Source organism: Mucilaginibacter sp. MD40, assembly GCF_002288635.1.
Lineage (GTDB): Bacteria > Bacteroidota > Bacteroidia > Sphingobacteriales > Sphingobacteriaceae > Mucilaginibacter.
Genome location: NZ_NRSW01000001.1, coordinates 3679839 through 3694956, shown reverse-complemented (window position 1 = coordinate 3694956; position 15118 = coordinate 3679839). Strand labels below are relative to the sequence as shown.

15 protein-coding genes and 3 tRNA genes are annotated in these 15118 nt (G+C 40.0%); 4 read left to right on the top strand and 14 right to left on the bottom strand.

Annotation, left to right across the window (positions count from 1 at the left end):
- Nucleotides 1-25: 25 nt before the first annotated feature.
- Genes CKK33_RS16510 through CKK33_RS19740 form a run of 3 tightly spaced genes read right to left on the bottom strand, consistent with a single transcriptional unit; the run spans nucleotide 26 to nucleotide 2168 of the window.
- On the bottom strand, nucleotides 26-994 hold the full coding sequence (locus CKK33_RS16510) for a glycosyltransferase (RefSeq protein WP_095705167.1): 969 nt from the start codon (nucleotides 992-994) through the stop codon (nucleotides 26-28).
- Nucleotides 995-1050: 56 nt separating this feature from the next.
- Nucleotides 1051-1650, bottom strand: a complete 600-nt coding sequence (locus CKK33_RS19745; RefSeq protein ID WP_233138246.1) for a hypothetical protein — start codon at nucleotides 1648-1650, stop codon at nucleotides 1051-1053.
- Nucleotides 1651-1700: 50 nt separating this feature from the next.
- The gene (locus tag CKK33_RS19740) at nucleotides 1701-2168 is read right to left on the bottom strand and encodes a Wzz/FepE/Etk N-terminal domain-containing protein (RefSeq protein WP_233138245.1); all 468 of its coding nucleotides are present in this window, start codon (nucleotides 2166-2168) and stop codon (nucleotides 1701-1703) included.
- A 265-nt stretch (nucleotides 2169-2433) separates the two neighbouring features.
- On the opposite strand from CKK33_RS19740, the gene CKK33_RS16500 reads away from it, so the two are divergent.
- On the top strand, nucleotides 2434-3261 hold the full coding sequence (locus CKK33_RS16500; protein ID WP_095705166.1) for a glycerophosphodiester phosphodiesterase family protein: 828 nt from the start codon (nucleotides 2434-2436) through the stop codon (nucleotides 3259-3261).
- A 17-nt stretch (nucleotides 3262-3278) separates the two neighbouring features.
- On the opposite strand, the gene CKK33_RS16495 is transcribed toward CKK33_RS16500, so the two are convergent.
- From CKK33_RS16495 to CKK33_RS16475, 5 genes are all read right to left on the bottom strand, one after another.
- A complete protein-coding gene (locus CKK33_RS16495; protein ID WP_143822980.1) occupies nucleotides 3279-4961 on the bottom strand; it encodes a glycoside hydrolase family 26 protein in 1683 nt (560 codons plus the stop codon).
- A gap of 2 nt (nucleotides 4962-4963) precedes the next feature.
- Entirely contained in the window at nucleotides 4964-7786 is a 2823-nt protein-coding gene (locus tag CKK33_RS16490) for a glycosyltransferase family 2 protein (protein ID WP_198952488.1), read from the bottom strand.
- 77 nt (nucleotides 7787-7863) lie between these two features.
- Nucleotides 7864-8991, bottom strand: coding sequence for a glycoside hydrolase family 2 TIM barrel-domain containing protein (locus CKK33_RS16485; protein WP_158223459.1), 1128 nt, complete (start codon nucleotides 8989-8991; stop codon nucleotides 7864-7866).
- A 602-nt stretch (nucleotides 8992-9593) separates the two neighbouring features.
- Nucleotides 9594-9666: transfer RNA gene (locus CKK33_RS16480), tRNA-Lys, on the bottom strand.
- A 131-nt stretch (nucleotides 9667-9797) separates the two neighbouring features.
- Nucleotides 9798-10799 carry a YCF48-related protein gene (locus CKK33_RS16475; protein WP_095705162.1) on the bottom strand — a complete coding sequence of 334 codons (1002 nt, stop codon included), beginning with the start codon at nucleotides 10797-10799 and terminating at the stop codon, nucleotides 9798-9800.
- A gap of 115 nt (nucleotides 10800-10914) precedes the next feature.
- Between CKK33_RS16475 and CKK33_RS16470 the strand changes: the two genes are divergently transcribed.
- Nucleotides 10915-10998 (top strand) — tRNA-Leu (locus CKK33_RS16470).
- A gap of 53 nt (nucleotides 10999-11051) precedes the next feature.
- Nucleotides 11052-11135: transfer RNA gene (locus CKK33_RS16465), tRNA-Leu, on the top strand.
- A gap of 5 nt (nucleotides 11136-11140) precedes the next feature.
- On the opposite strand, the gene CKK33_RS16460 is transcribed toward CKK33_RS16465, so the two are convergent.
- From CKK33_RS16460 to CKK33_RS16445, 4 genes are read right to left on the bottom strand one after another with little or no spacing between them, the layout of a single operon-like run.
- Nucleotides 11141-11530: a hypothetical protein gene (locus CKK33_RS16460; RefSeq protein WP_095705161.1), complete on the bottom strand. Its 390-nt coding sequence runs from the start codon at nucleotides 11528-11530 to the stop codon at nucleotides 11141-11143.
- A 1-nt stretch (nucleotide 11531) separates the two neighbouring features.
- Nucleotides 11532-11768, bottom strand: coding sequence for a hypothetical protein (locus tag CKK33_RS16455; RefSeq protein ID WP_095705160.1), 237 nt, complete (start codon nucleotides 11766-11768; stop codon nucleotides 11532-11534).
- 1 nt (nucleotide 11769) lies between these two features.
- Nucleotides 11770-12342, bottom strand: a complete 573-nt coding sequence (locus tag CKK33_RS16450; protein ID WP_095705159.1) for an N-acetylmuramidase family protein — start codon at nucleotides 12340-12342, stop codon at nucleotides 11770-11772.
- Between the two features lie 40 nt (nucleotides 12343-12382).
- Entirely contained in the window at nucleotides 12383-12631 is a 249-nt protein-coding gene (locus tag CKK33_RS16445; protein ID WP_095705158.1) for a hypothetical protein, read from the bottom strand.
- A gap of 69 nt (nucleotides 12632-12700) precedes the next feature.
- Here CKK33_RS16445 and CKK33_RS16440 point away from each other — a divergent pair, with 69 nt between their 5' ends.
- Nucleotides 12701-13570, top strand: coding sequence for a putative nucleotide-diphospho-sugar transferase (locus CKK33_RS16440; protein ID WP_095705157.1), 870 nt, complete (start codon nucleotides 12701-12703; stop codon nucleotides 13568-13570).
- Here CKK33_RS16440 and CKK33_RS16435 read toward each other — a convergent pair.
- Nucleotides 13567-14583, bottom strand: a complete 1017-nt coding sequence (locus tag CKK33_RS16435; protein WP_143822978.1) for a hypothetical protein — start codon at nucleotides 14581-14583, stop codon at nucleotides 13567-13569. The genes CKK33_RS16440 and CKK33_RS16435 overlap by 4 nt on opposite strands.
- On the bottom strand, nucleotides 14529-14963 hold the full coding sequence (locus CKK33_RS16430) for an ATP-dependent Clp protease proteolytic subunit (RefSeq protein WP_095705155.1): 435 nt from the start codon (nucleotides 14961-14963) through the stop codon (nucleotides 14529-14531). Before CKK33_RS16430 ends, CKK33_RS16435 begins: the two co-directional genes overlap by 55 nt.
- Between the last annotated feature and the right edge of the window lie 155 nt (nucleotides 14964-15118).

The following is a 15118-nucleotide window of genomic DNA, read 5'->3' as shown; positions in this document are numbered from 1 at the left end:
TACCGGAATTATAATACTTAGTTTTTTATTTCCCATTTTTTATTTGTTCTATTTTTAACCATAAATCATTTTCGGCGCCCGCGAAATTTTCAGGATTAGCGAGGTCCATATCGAAAGACAACGCGCCCACATTATTGTTGCCTATAACATTGCAGCCACATAACGAGGCCTCTACTACCACACGTCCTTGCGGTTCGGGCCAACGAGGCATAAAAACAAAATTTTTTGCCCTGTTCATATAACGTGGTATTTCGCTATAACTCACATGCCCATGGTGGGTGCCGAAGTCTAACTTTATATTGGGCGCTATTTTTCCAATTAAATGGATGTCTTTGTCTTTAAATTTCTCACGCATTTCGTAATAGCCTTTTGCCTCGCTAATAATTCCAACAAAAAGGTACTCTATATCACGTGTTAAGCCCTCATTGAAAAAAAGCGTTTTATCAATTAATGGCTTTAAAACAAAGTTTTCCTTATTTTTTATGTTTAATACGTTCTCTGATACTTGTTTGTGTAGTGGCGACAAGTAAATATTTAGTGCCGAGTTTTCATACAGATCCTTTACCAAACTTTTAGTGGCGAAGCAGTTGTTGGAAAAGTCTTTTATAATTAGTTTATCTATTAACGAAAGATTGTTTTTTACCGGGCAAATTGGGCAGCTGTTGCCATTGCATGGCAGATATGGAAGGTTACAAATGTCAACGTAGGCATTTGTTAAATGAATAAATGGTGTATGCTTTACAGCATTTGATACGAAATTTTTAGGAAAACCCCTCCATGCACCCAATGAAGTAAGTGAGTGAGAGCTATTGAAAATATCCGTTAAGAAGATCAGATCGGGATTTGGGTGAAGATCAAATTTGTATGGACGAACAGAAGATAATTTGATATCATGGCCTCTTTGTTTGCCGGTGTCAATTAGCGCTTTTGTTATCATCTCACCGCCGCCAGAATATACGGTTGGATCTAAAAAGGATATAAAATTTATTTTCATTGTAGAGTATAACTGCCTATTAGCAGAAAAAGATATGGCGATGATAAGACTTTTTATTAGCTCTCATTTATTGTAAGAATGAAAAGCCTTTTAAGTATAAAAAACATACAGGTAAAAAACATTAACAGCATTCCCCCTAAAACAAGACCTTTTAATTTGCCAAATTTTTCTTTTTTCAGCGGATAAACCGGTATATCTACCGTTTGTATGAGTGGGGTTTCTTTCAATAAGCCAATTTTGCCTAGTTCCAGGCTTTGTATAAGGTTACTCAGCATAGCTTTATTAGTTTCAGCAGAGAATTGAGCCTTTTGGCTGGGTACAATCCTTTGCACTTGTTTTGTTGGGTTCAAGTTTGGTGTAGCATCTATAGCTGCTGTTGCCGAATAAATGGCACCATTCATTACGTTTCTAACAGAGTCCACCTTACGCTGTAAAATTTTAACATTAGTTAATGATTTCTGTGTTTTAGTTTGTATGTAGAAATTGTTTACGTTTTTTACTAGTTCCTCATTAAATATCTTTGAAAAATTTTCATCGATAGTTTTAACATCTACCTTTATAATACTTAACTTTTTATCAGGTTTATCAACACTAAGACAGTTTTTTCTGATATCATCAACGGTTTTTCCTAAAACACTATCCTTAAGCCTGAACATAGAGTTTGTTGTAAACTCATTTGTTGATGTTTTGTTTGTGTCATTAAAATTTACAGCAAGTAATTGTGGCTTTTCTGCCCAGTTTTTTTCAACTTATTAAATTCAATGTAGTATTGCATTAACGTTTGGCGTTTATTATTTATAACTACAGAGGTTAATAACGTTTTTTCTAGCATTTTTCGGGATTTATATAACTCAATAATATTGTCTCCCTGAAAAATGCCGCCGTCCTGCCCCCCCAAATCAACTCCAACCATAGAAGCTAAACCAGCGTATTGACTAAGCCTGCCTCCGGATTCTCCGGCTTCTAATACAAAGGTGGTTGTTGCTGTATAAAGAGGTTTTTGAAAGAGTGCATAAGTAAAACCAAGTACAGCGCCTATTACACTAAAAATTAAAATACGTATCCATTTGCTGCATAAATATTCCCACCAGTCTTTAACTTTAAAAATAAGCTCTTTTAAAGTAATCTCGTTTTTGGTATCTGTTGTTTCTTTAGTATTAATAGTATCCGGCATACTTTAAATATTGCTAAATCCGTCAAAGGTAAAATTTAAACACCAATAGTCTTCTAAATTAAATAAGTATTTAAAAGAACATCGGCAGGACTTTATAGCGGCACAGAATATCCTATGCAATCGATTACACTTATCTTCCTCATAAACTGGAAACATTACGGTATGTTTAAAAAGGAGGGATCATCTGAAGTAGAACTTAATTCAGGCTTTACACGCAGGTAATCTATTACCTGCATTTTCGGAAGCTTTTTATTAAGTTTTATTTATGCTATTCTATATCAAAACACTGTTGGTCTTTACCGCTGCATGCGTTATTTCTTTTGATACAATTGCCCAGCCAAATGCTGTACCTAAGCCACGTCATTCGTTTGTGGTTATAGCTCATAGAGGTGCTCATGTGAGCTACCCGGAAAATACTTTAGAAGCCTATCAGCAAGCTATTAACATCGGTGCAGATTACGTGGAGATAGATCTCCGTACCACCAAAGACAGCGTATTAGTGAGTATGCATGACGGTTCGGTAAACCGCATGACAAGCGGGCAGGGGCAAATAAAAGATATGGTGTTGACCGATCTGAAGCAGCTGATGATAAAAAGTAATGGCTCGCAGGTTAAAGGAGTTTACCGGATTCCAACCTTTGAGGAAATACTTAAACTGTGTAAAAACCGGATATATATTTACATTGATTTTAAAGACGCATCGGTAGCTCAAACCATGAAAGTACTTAAACAGTATGAGATGGAAAACCAGGTGATTGTATACATCAACAGCTTGGCGCAGTTGCAGGAGTGGAAACGGATTGCACCCAATATGCCTCTAATGCTGAGCTTGCCTAAATCGGCGGTTAACGCAGCAGGTTTTAAAGCATTTGTGCAGCAGTATGTCCCTTCCTTATTAGATGGCGAATGGATGGATTACAATGAAGAAATATTAAATGCGGCCAGCCAGCAAGGGATACCGGTGTGGCCTGATATACAAAGTAAAGACGAAGACCAGCAATGGCCTAAAGCGATCAGTAAGGGTTTTAAAGGCTTACAAACCGATCAGCCGGAGGCGCTCATAAAATTTCTGCAGGCTAAGGGGCTTAGATAGACTTAGGCCTACATGTTTTATTTCTTCAACAGGTTGGTAAACGCAGCCATAGACCGTGGCGTGATACTCCAGTCAGGAGCTTTTATATTTCCCCATGCTTTGGGGTTGTCATATAAATTGAAGTAACAAGCGCCAAAAACATGCGGATTGGCATTAATGGTTTGCGCAGCCTTGGCAAGCCATTTATTTTGAAAGTCTTCAGGGCCTTTTACACCAAATTCCGTGATAAATAAAGGTTTGCTAAGAAACCTCATGCGGAAAAATTTCCTGTTAAAAATGGTGCTAAAGGCTTCCTGTTTTTCCGGGTCGGTAATATTCTTATCCGGTAAACCATAAATGGCTATACTTATAAAATCAACCACATCATCTCCCGGCCAAAAATCAACAGAGCCCCTGTCGCCGGCAGGTCCCCAAACTTTCTTGACGTTTTTTCCGGGACCGCCGCCAAACTGCATAAAATACCTGTACGCATTTATATAGGTAACCGGGTCCTGGCTTTGCCACGCATACCGATGGATCGGGATTTCCATCTCGTGCATCCATCTTAAATAAACAGTTGTTTGGGTGGAGGAAATGATGGTAAATAGCTTTTTGATCACCGGGTCATAACGGCCTTTCATTATGCTTTGCAACATAGCCTTATCCGGCGTTTTGCTGGTATCTTTCCATGGCTCCATAGTTACAATAACTTCATGATGGCGGTTAATAACCCCAGAGAATTTTTTCTCAAAATCGCCTCGTTCCACCTCGCCCCAGTCTGTAAAAAGATGCTCTACAGTAATACCTGGTTGGTTAATCAGTTTTTTGTTGGGGTCAAAAACACCAATTTTTAGCGTAGTTCTCACTGGTTTGATACGGGCGCTGTCTACATAATTATTTTTGCTGTAGATAATGTTACGGTATTGGCTGTAATAACTTTTTTGGCGGTTTAGCAAACTATCCGGCAGGTGTGATTTTGCAGCGTTACCGCTCATGATCAATACCGGTTTATCAATAAACCTTAAGCGATGCAGTTTGTGCCTTAACATTTCCGCAACTGTAGTATCCTGCGGGTAAAAATGGGCCGAAAGTTCAGACGGGCTACCGAGAGTGATACTTGCATAGTCAACGGCTTTATTTCCGGGCCAATACTCAGTGTCGCCTGGATAGCCGGAAGGCCCCCATATGATCTGCGCCTTAGGAACATAAGCCTTCAATTTTTTTGAAAAATAATGGAAAGCATTAATGTAATCCTCCGGCGATTTAAATTGCCAGGGGTAAGTATCAGTTGGCACTTCCATATCCGGGTTCCAGCGAACAAATACCTGGTGATGGCTTTTGCTAACCAAAAGCGCCAGTTCTCTTATCTGTTTATCAAAACGCCCTTTAGTTACTTCTTTTAGAACGTTGGATGTGTAATCCGTTCCTTTAAGCCAGGTTTCTACCGTAATAAGTACATCCTGGTTATTTAATGCCGTTTCCAGGTTGCCGTGGGTTGACCATAGTGCCGTGCTTTTAAATACTGCGCCATAGCAAATAATGGGTTTAGCAGGTAAAATCCTGTTTAAATTATTAGGATCAAATATGCCCACAATTTGCTCATCGGTTTGGTAGTAGGTATTGGTAAAATAATTCTTAAACAATAGCCTCATACCATATGCCGATACAAGGAAAACCGTACCGATCAGCAAATAAATTATCAGGGATTTCTTCTTTTTCAATTTCAATTAATTTGAAGAGGCGTATTTAACGTGGTGTAATCACCGGTTTGATTATTGCCTTTAGTGGCTATCAGATATACCCTATACCTTTCGCTGTTTTGCGGAATAGAAATATATACTTTTGGGCCGTCGCCTACTTTTTTCATATCTGTAGCGTTACCCCAACTGTCTGTTTTAACCAGGTACCATTCAAATTTCAGATCGGTATTTATGTAAGCTGCAATATGCCATTTATTGGTTAAGTATATCAAGGCATTGTAAGGCAGGTAAGCTCCAGCTGTTGTGGTTAACGCCGGCTTTAATATTTTTATGGTTGGCAAGTTATACGCAGGGATTGAACCATGCCAGGCCTTGCTTATTTGATAGAGATAACGCTTGTTTCGGCCCCATACATCTTTTAGCCCATCGAGGGTAATGGCATTGCCGCTTTGCTGATCCTGCCAGTTGGCGTAAAAAATACCGCCTTGCGGATGTGTATTTTTTAGTGTGTTAGGATCAGCACTACTTAAAAAGTAAGGGATATTAAAGTCAGGTCTTATAAATTTTAATGCCTCCTTATTATTAATGATAAGGCCAAAAGCATCAATTTCGGGTATTTGCTCATGTAATAACCGTATGGTTTGGCCAAGTGTGGGGGAGCATAACAGGTCAATGGTTAATGGCCTTGATGGGTCTGCCAGTTTAATTTTCTTAACAAGGGATTTAAGGAAATTAATATACTGTTGCTGAGCGTTTAATAATTTAGGTCCTTGAAGAAATTGAGCCAGTTGTTGGTAGGTAGTGTTACCCAAATTCCACGTGGTGATGCTGGGGTTTAACTTATTATTTTCTACAGCTTTAATAATAATGTCCGCTTGTTCCTGTAAGTTATTATTGTTATCTATAAAACTTGCAGGCCCTGGTAGCCAAAAGCTATAATGTATTTTCAAATTTTTTTTGTCCGCAGCATCCAATATCGAATGGTCGTAAATATTAGGGCCGTATACTTTTATGGTGTTTATTCCCGTTTTCCGTATCTCTTCAAAATCAGCTACAATACTTTTTTTTGTAAGCGGGGTTACGTTTTTGTACCAATAGTTCCCCTTTGAATAGATAACCCCTTTAACCGATTGGAAATAAGAAGGATTTTCTAATGCTTGCTTTTGTTGCTTGGCGTTTTGGGTGATATCTATTAATAAAGTATCCGAACTGAGCTTTTGTTGAATAGGATAATTAACATTTTGAAAGCGGCCTTTGATATCATCACTTGTTTCGTCGTCTGAATGCCGGGCGGCATAAATGCTAAAACAAACCACAGATATGGTGAGTAGCAGACTAAATCTTCTTACACCTACATATACTTTTCTTCGGAATAGCCAAAAATGCCTCTTGAAGTTTTTTATGTGTGATATGATGCCAAAGAGCGTTTTGTGTTTATCCAGGTATACCTGGAATTTAAGTTCCGAACTCGCAAAGAGCATAAATACCATGAACAGGCAGTTCAGGCTGGTGATAGCGGCCATAAAGAGCGTAAAAGGGCTCCAATCGTTATACAAACCGTAAACAATAGCGGCTACAGATAAAACCAGTACAAAAATATTGGGGAGGTTATTTTTTAAGTTTTTCTCGTCTTTTACATCCTTAGGCGTAGCTATATAAGGTACATTTTTCCTGATGATGGTATAAATGAAGCCTAATATAAACACCCACCATGTGCCGATGAGCAATAACCCACCCACCACATGAAAGCCGCGTTCGTTATCCTCCATCACCCATTGCTGCACAAAGTGCCTGATTAAAATAACCGCGGTGATAAAAGGCGTGCTAATGATTAAAAAATCAGAAAAATCCATTCTCAAGGGAAAAGTATCCATGAAAAGGGAAGCAATGGGGATGGCAAAGTTGATCAGAAATACAAAGCCCGATAAGTAAAAAAGCGGTAAGAGGCCATAGTGCAGTTTTTGCCTCCAGTTAAACTTATTAAAAAGCTTTACGTAGGAGGTCACCAAAAGCTCAAAAACACCTCTCGACCATTTAATTTGTTGCTTGTAATATGCTGATAGAGTGGCTGGTACCAAACCTCTTGTTAAAACCGCGGGAACATAAACAGATTTCCATTTACGGGCGTGCAGCTGCATGGCTGTATGCATGTCTTCGGCCAGCCCGGCAGCATGCCCGCCAATTGATTCCAAAGCGGTTCTCCTGAAGGTGCAATTGGCCCCTATGGCCTGTACAGTTCCGTAACTATTCATGCACATCATCATTGGCCCATAAAACTGATAAGTTTGTTGGGCCGCTCCCTTAGCTATCCATCCGTTATGCTGGTTGTAATAAGCCTGTACAATTTGTACATAACCAATCTCAGGATTGTTGAAATGGCCAACTATAGGATCCAGGAATTCGGGTACAGGTACATGATCGGGATCGAGGATTACACAAAGCTCTCCGGATGATTGGGCTAATGCATTATTGATGTTACCTGCCTTTGCATTTATTTTTTTCGTTCGGGTAACATGATGAACGCCCAGTTCTTTACATACTTGTTTCAGGTAAGGATCATCGGCCTCGTCGCACAAAAAGGTTTCATGAGGGTAACGTATCGCCTGGATGGCGGTAAGCGTTTCCACGATCATTTCATAGGGCTCGCCGGCACAAAAGGTGGTAAAAATATCAACGGTATAGGTTTTTTTTGCATCCGGATTAACCGGAACAGAAATAGCCCAATAGTGATACCACTCATAAAGTATCTTAAAAAACGTATAAATAAAGGTTGATATTAACAGCCAGTACAGGGGCTTGTAGCCAATAACCGATTTATTGAGCAGGCTGTACAAAAAAAACAGCATGCAAAATACACCGATGAGAATCATCGATCTCAAGTAGAATAGTTGTAATCTGGTGGGTGCTTTGATCAAATTATTGCTCATGGTTTTTTTAACACATAAAAAGGCGTGTTTGCGGTAGCAAAAGCCCCGCTTTTATTGTATACATATACCAGTATACGATAAGGCCCTTCTTTATCAGGTACTTTAAAACTTAGCTCAGCCCCCCTTTGCCTGATAATCAAGTTATTGATTTCCTTTGGCTTTTTATTGCTGAAAATTCCGTTTGGCTTAAACCAATCCTCTTCTAATATTTTCCATTTAAAAGTTAAGGTGGTATCTGTATTATCAAAATAAACCCTGCTTTTGGTTACAGTATCGGCTTTTAGTATAATATTGTCTTTTCCGCCTTTTTCATTTAACAGCATATATCTCAGCATGGGCACCTTTTTTGTTGATTTTTTACCCGTCCAAATGTATTGCATCACTTTAACAGCTTCCGTTTCAGCGCCGTTTTCATCAAAAAGGCTAAACCATGTTGGCGTTAATTCTTGTTTTTGTCCCCAGTAAAATACCATTGAACCTAAAAATCTGGGGTTATTAACCGGCATGTACTTTTGGTAATTGGAAAGGTATTGTTCGGCTTTTTTAGTACTGGTATTTTCAATGTAAGCACCCCAGGCATTCTGATCTTCTGCAATCCACGGCCCTTCAATGCCCCATTCGGTTAATAGAAAGGGACCATCCCAAAACCACTTGAAATCTTCGAGGTCTTGTTTTAAGGTTTGGATGGAGCCAAAGATATTGAAGGAGAGAAAGTCGATTTTTGTGCGCAGCTTAATACTGATAATATTTTTCTTCTGGAAGGCCATGATCGTCGTCGTGACCGGATGCCGGGGATCTTTTTTATGGATCATGTCAACCATGCCATTGAACACTTTATAAAACGAATTATATTTTGGCTTGTAAGGAAAGGAAAGCTCGTTACCCAGGCACCAGGCCAGCAGCGCAGGGTGATTCTTGAATCGCTCAACAATACCTGTGATTTTTTTGCGGTACAGATCCGCTTTGGGCGTGTTGTAAAAATTATCAATGCTTTCGCTTGGGGGCAAGGGTAAACCCACTATAACTGCTAAATGATTAGCCTGTGCCGAATCCAAGATACTTGCCAGGTTTAAGGTATCCCAAACCCTTATGGTATTGCCGCCCGCCTCCTGCAGTTGTTTCAAATTGGTAAAACCGGATGCTCCTTTGACAAAAAATGGTTCGCCATTACGGTATAGTAGATACCTGCCTCCTTCATGTTTGATGTAAACTCCGTCTTTTGAAAATTTATTTGGTTGTGGCCGATTGCATGAGGAGTATAAAAGGCACATCACTGCGCAGATAAAGAAGATAGGGGGATTACAAAAAAACTTACGCATCAAACGGATTCGGCAATCCGTAAAGATAAAAATATTGTTTTTGAATGCTGATCTTTCAATCATATATAAATGCCCCATAGATTTTGGATCGAACAAGATGCCCCTTATATGTACAATAAATGACTTTAGGACTTATACGACAAACCTCATTCTTGGTTCATCTATTAACAATATTCTAATAGCATTTTAATTATTAATAGTAATCCAGAATAGAAATAATATGATCTGTACTGCATGGTATACCTGTATATATGAATAAATAGGTATTGACAAGGATACCATTATGTGATAGACCCCGATTTTGGGATTACAGATTTAATCGGCTGTTTTGAAATGAGAGGCTTTTTCAGAAAACCCAACGCTGAAGCGTATTAATAGAAAAAGCCACCGTGTGGTGGCTTTTTCCGTGATCCCGCTGGGACTCGAACCCAGGACCCCAACATTAAAAGTGTTATGCTCTACCGGCTGAGCTACGGAATCATCTTTTAACTTAGTGGATTGTGTTATCCGTTTCCGTTAAAGTGGTGCAAATATAGGCTTAATTGTAATTGCGTGCAAGTCTATTTTAAAATTATTGTAAAGTTTACAATAAGTGCCTATTACACAAAATATTAAAATTTAAATAAACCCACAGACCCTCTGTCACCCGCCAATAAAACCAATTTTCCGTTCTTCGCCTTGCGGCAAACGTTGTAACTTTTGTCGTCAATCTTTTTCCAGGTGTTGCCGCCATCGGTACTTATGTTGGTACCGGAAGTGCCCGTAGATAAGTACACATTAGGTATAATATGCTCTACAGAGGATTGAAAGCCATTGGGACCAATAGAGGGAAATAAAAGCTTGTCTTTTTTATTAAATAATACTGCAACTGAATCTTTTAGTTTGTCTTTAGCATAATTTCCTCCCACAACAACTTTCGGTTTATCATCAAGCGCTACAGAAAACGCACCGCGGCTTGATGTACCATCTGTGAACGGAAGATCTGTATAATGCCAATTATTACCTCCATCGTTTGAACTGATCAATCTGCTTTTTGCCCCACCGCTAACTAATACAATACTGCTTTTAGTTGTTCGGATGCAAGTTCCGCTGGCCGCAAATGCCGCTTCATTTTTGTAAGCATCTGGTGGATTTTGGGCTGGGGACCAGGTTTCTCCGCCATTATCGGTTTTTAACAGCAAAAATTTCCCGTTAATGGGGTCGCCTAAAACAAAACCATGCGCAGGATTCTTAAAATCCATTGCATCTAAAAAATAGGTAGTGTCGGCCTGTTCAAATTTTTTGGCCCAGGTTACGCCTCCATCGGTGGTTTTTAAGATATAAGCCGGACTACCCGAACTCATGATGATCGCTTCTTTACCAGAGAAAGCTTCTATATCCCTAAAATCAGATTTTTCATACCCCTTTATTTGCTGCCAGTTCCAGGATTTTCCTCCATCTAATGTAATGGCTACTGTACCCTTGCTTCCGCTAAGCCAGGCAATATGGTCATCCACTACCGATAACCCGCGGATGCTCGTTAACTTGCCCGATTGAAGGGGAATAACAGACTGACTTTTAGCTACGAATGACAGGAATAGGAGTAGGGCACTGATAATTTTTACTTTTTGCATGTGTATATCTTAATAACCGAAGATAAAAAATACCGGGTGAGTAATGAAAGCAGAATTATTTAATTTAGATATAAGCTTAATATGATAAAAAAATTATATTTGCACCCTCTTAAATGCCCGGATGGCGAAATTGGTAAACGTTGCGGTCTCAGAAGCCGTTGAGAATTGTCTCTTGAGAGTTCGAGTCTCTCTCCGGGCACATCCAGTAAAAGATAAATCAACCTGGTTTATCTTAGTGGTCTTTTCTTTAAAGCCCGGGTGGCGAAATTGGTAGACGCACCATCTTGAGGGGGTGGCATTCGTAAGGATGTACGAGTTCGAATCTCGTTCCGGGCACTGAATTAAGCATTTAAATTTACTTTACTTACAGCATATACCAATTGTGGTGTGCTTAATGTTGTTTGCAGGCTTAAATCAACCCCGTCATTTAAGGCCTTCCAGTAGGCAGCCCCGGCAGATAAACTGTGCAAAATGATTGCTTTGACTTTTGGGTCAGTGTTATCAAGTTTGCTACCAGCCCAGTTAAGTTCTGTAACCAGTTCGTACATAAAAGTCCTGAAAGCGGCTAAAGCCGCATCATCTAAACCCGTAGGGGTGAGCTTTACAATAATGTCCAATAATGGATTTTCAGCTATCGATTTAATTTCGTTGGCGATGTCTTTCCCAAATGTCAAAGCAATTTTGATCTTTCCGGCCGCGCCGGTAATCCAGTCCCATAGTTTCTTCAGCATCTTATTTCTCCTCCTCCGGTATCACTATTCCAAAAAGATTACTAAAACCAAGCACCAGCATATCCAATGCTTTAAGAGCCAGTATTACTTCAACTTTGGCTTCATCGGTAATTAATTTAGTTCCGCCTATCCAAAAGGCTGCTACAGTGGTTATTATAGCTACAGACCGGAATAGCCATGTTGCCCACACCGGTTTTGGAGCGTTTACTGCTCCGAATTTTACAATTGCTTTTTCCATTTTAAATTGATTTAAAGTTTGTTACCTGCTGGTAAGCAAAGGCAAGCCTGGTATCGTAGTTAAAATATTTGTAGCCCTCACCATTATAATAGTAGGCTACTTTTGGCCAGTCTTTCGCTTTAAGGGCCCGATCAAGCGTAGCTGATTTTTTGATAAATCTTAAGGCAAGCTCTACCTGGTTCATCTCGCTTTGTTTCGCGAAATCCCACATTTGCCCTACTGTTTTAAACCCTATGGATGCATAATGAAAACCCATTACCTGCATTAAGCCTATCGAGGTGCTTTTCATGGCGGCGTTTGGGCTTGATGCGAACGCGCTGTTAAAAGCCTCCCATTCAAGCGTTTGGTCTGCAACCTTGTTGGCCTGCCATGTAGTATTTTTAGTGTCTGCCTGCCAGTCTTTTTTGAAGCGTTTAAACCAGGAAGGTTCAAATTGAATGATAAGCTTACCTGTGATTGGCGAAAACCCATGATGGCCGCTTTCTACCTCAATAATCGCCTTAAGAGCCCTGTAGTCGTAATCGTAAGCCGATGCCAGATCGTAAAGCTGCCGGTCGGTTAGTTTTTTGTCCATAAGAGGATGTTAGTGTTGGATTCCTTGTATTTTTAAAGACTTATTTAGCGGCATTATTAAGCTCATCTACGCGGTGTTGCAGCATAGCTACCTGGCTTTCGAGGATTTTAAGACGAACGTCCGTAACCCGGTTTTGTGAGTCCTGCAAAGCGCGCATTCCCTGTAGATCTGTTTTTAATTGAAAATATGATCCCATGATAGTGGCTACAATACTCGCTGTGCTTATAATGGTAACAATGATATTTTTGATAGTGATGCCTTTTAGCTGGCGGTGTTCTATGGACGTCATGATGAGTCGGTTTTTTAATATTATGGCTTTAAAAAGAGCAGATGATGAGCAAATTGGATATACTTGTAAATGCTCAGAAGGATAAAAAATAGCCTGGCTTTTCGCTTTCCTGTTTTGGTTTATAAAAAGTGGTTAACTTATTTTTCCCACTATCAGCCGCAAGATAAGCCTGCAGCTGAATTCAATTACGTTGTTCTTTGCGGGAAAGACCATTATCCATTCCTGAAGCAGGTTATTATTTCCATACAAAAAAAGTTTAGCCAATTGCCGCATTTGTATACGTTTGTTGATTTTGGTTTCCCGGAGTCGCAGATCAAGAATATTTTGGCTTTATATCCGTCATCAAAAATTAGTGTGCTGAAGGCTGAAGAATGTGTGAAATATCACCTTGATAAAAATAATGTGCGTGTAAGTGAGTTTGCTTCAAAAAACCCCATGGGTTTAAAGCTGGCCGCCATTCTACAAATAGCAGATAATCGATCTCCCCTAATTTACACAGACACGGATGTGCTGTGGCTAAAAGATCCCATAGACGATATCAGCAATTTATTAAAGGACGATTTAAGTATGCACATGTCATACGATTATCAGCCCGGGTATGATTTTGATTTTATAGCAAAAGCCGGGTTGGAGGGTTTACTTGAACCGCCTTATTATTGTGCAGGTTTAATGCTCATAAAAGAAATCGATGCCGGCGATGTGGATACAATCAACAAACTATTGCCCTATTTAATCGAAAAATCGGAGCATTTAAGCGAACAAACCCTTTTTGCTCATCTGCAAAAGCAGAAAGGGAAATCGGCTTTATTTGCCGATAAATATGTATTAAGTACAACCGGACAGTTCGATCTTAGATATTCGGTTAAAGACGAATGGATTGCCAGACATTACATCGGCCCGGTAAGGCATCTTTTCTGGCGCGACGCGTTTTATATTTAAATAGGCTGAAATAGGATGTTTGCGTGACCAACGGGAAAACTTCCTAAAGTATCAATTTTTAGCTCACCTTCAAGCAAATCGAAATTGTAGGCATTGTAACCTAAATTCTTCATGTAATCTTGAAGTATTAATGCAAGCTCAGAAGGCGTGTTATTAGTAGGCATATCTGCTTCTAAAACAATCAGCGGTTTATCATTGTCAATTATTTCTTTTACGCCCTTTAAAACTCGTTTAACCGCGTTTTGTGCCAGCGGACTTTGCGGGGCGAAGAAGGGTTGTGTTTCGGTTTTAGCTTTGCTGCTCCTGCGTGATCCTTCGGGAGTAAAATCACTTTTAATTTCGTTTTTTATTTCTTCGCTATTTTTGCTTAGGCGGGCCTGCGCTTCTGCTAAGGCCGCTTTTGCCTCATTTAACAAAGCGTTTTGTGCATGCAGGCGGGCTTTTACCTCTTGCAGGCGGTTTTCTACAGTTGATAATTTCTTAGCTGGTTTAAGCTTAGATACAGGCGTATCCTCGTCTTCTTCTTGCCCGTCGTCTTCAGCATTAACTACCTTTTGTATCTTGCCGTCTTTAACACAAACCTGCTTTCCATCGGCAGTGGTGTAGGTGTCTGTAATGGCAGGTTCACTCATTTCTTCATCCTGGTAAACATGCGTGCCTTCAGCCATTTCATCTGTATGATGCAGGGTGCCTTTGTCTGTAATGGTTTGTTTGTTTACCACCCGCTTAAAAAAGTTCATGATCTTATCCAGAACGGAGGTGGTGCGTTCAATAAGGTCTCTGTTGTCCATGTTCATATTGCTGTTTTTTATTAAGATTTTGTTGATGCAACGCTGGTATACTGCCGGCGCCTGGTCAGTATATTTTTTGATGAGTGCACTGTTGATGATGGTTTGGCTATAATCTTCAATGCAGTCTACAAAGCCCATGTGCAGGGCCTGGTCGGCGGTCATCCAGGTTACGGAGTTAATGAGGCTGTTAATGGTTGCCTCGTCCAGCCCGGATCTGTCCATATAGATCTGCGCCAGCGCGATTGTACCACGTTTAGCATCTGTACATCTTTCAGCAATTCATCGGCATTGCCGCCACTGCCTACCATGGGCTTGTGTATCATCAGTAACGCGTACTTGCTCATTACAATGCGGCTGCCTGCCATGGCTACTACTGACGCTGCCGACGCCGCAAGGGCATCTATATAGGTGGTAACGTTGCCGGTGTACTTTTTTAACAGATCATAAATGGCGATGGCATCAAAGGCCGAACCGCCAACCGAACTGATGTGCACCTCAACATCGGCGCCGGCAGCTGCGTCTAATTGTGTTTTTACATAGGCGGATGAAAGGCTTCCTGAGCCGATACAATCCGTTTCGGTATCGTATAGGTATATCTTCATTTTTTTGTGTGGTTACACTGATTTTGTGAGGATTTCACTGATTGGTGAGGGTGATCTCGCCGAGTGGATTTTGAACCTTGATAGAGGATTTTTTACTTTCCTAACTTCTCTCGGTAATCATTTGAATCATTAGAATCATGGTTCAAACTGTAGTT

What these genes read in the sequence shown, in the direction of transcription:
- CKK33_RS16510 (WP_095705167.1), bottom strand. Translation starts at nt 994, where the DNA reads ATGAAAATAAATTTTATATCCTTTTTAGATCCAACCGTATATTCTGGC.
- CKK33_RS19740 (WP_233138245.1), bottom strand. Translation starts at nt 2,168, where the DNA reads ATGCCGGATACTATTAATACTAAAGAAACAACAGATACCAAAAACGAG.
- CKK33_RS19745 (WP_233138246.1), bottom strand. Translation starts at nt 1,650, where the DNA reads ATGTTCAGGCTTAAGGATAGTGTTTTAGGAAAAACCGTTGATGATATC.
- CKK33_RS16460 (WP_095705161.1), bottom strand. Translation starts at nt 11,530, where the DNA reads ATGCTGAAGAAACTATGGGACTGGATTACCGGCGCGGCCGGAAAGATC.
- CKK33_RS16500 (WP_095705166.1), top strand. Translation starts at nt 2,434, where the DNA reads ATGCTATTCTATATCAAAACACTGTTGGTCTTTACCGCTGCATGCGTT.
- CKK33_RS16435 (WP_143822978.1), bottom strand. Translation starts at nt 14,583, where the DNA reads ATGGACAGATCCGGGCTGGACGAGGCAACCATTAACAGCCTCATTAAC.
- CKK33_RS16450 (WP_095705159.1), bottom strand. Translation starts at nt 12,342, where the DNA reads ATGGACAAAAAACTAACCGACCGGCAGCTTTACGATCTGGCATCGGCT.
- CKK33_RS16475 (WP_095705162.1), bottom strand. Translation starts at nt 10,799, where the DNA reads ATGCAAAAAGTAAAAATTATCAGTGCCCTACTCCTATTCCTGTCATTC.
- CKK33_RS16455 (WP_095705160.1), bottom strand. Translation starts at nt 11,768, where the DNA reads ATGGAAAAAGCAATTGTAAAATTCGGAGCAGTAAACGCTCCAAAACCG.
- CKK33_RS16440 (WP_095705157.1), top strand. Translation starts at nt 12,701, where the DNA reads ATGCTCAGAAGGATAAAAAATAGCCTGGCTTTTCGCTTTCCTGTTTTG.
- CKK33_RS16490 (WP_198952488.1), bottom strand. Translation starts at nt 7,786, where the DNA reads ATGCTGTTTTTTTTGTACAGCCTGCTCAATAAATCGGTTATTGGCTAC.
- CKK33_RS16445 (WP_095705158.1), bottom strand. Translation starts at nt 12,631, where the DNA reads ATGACGTCCATAGAACACCGCCAGCTAAAAGGCATCACTATCAAAAAT.
- CKK33_RS16430 (WP_095705155.1), bottom strand. Translation starts at nt 14,963, where the DNA reads ATGAAGATATACCTATACGATACCGAAACGGATTGTATCGGCTCAGGA.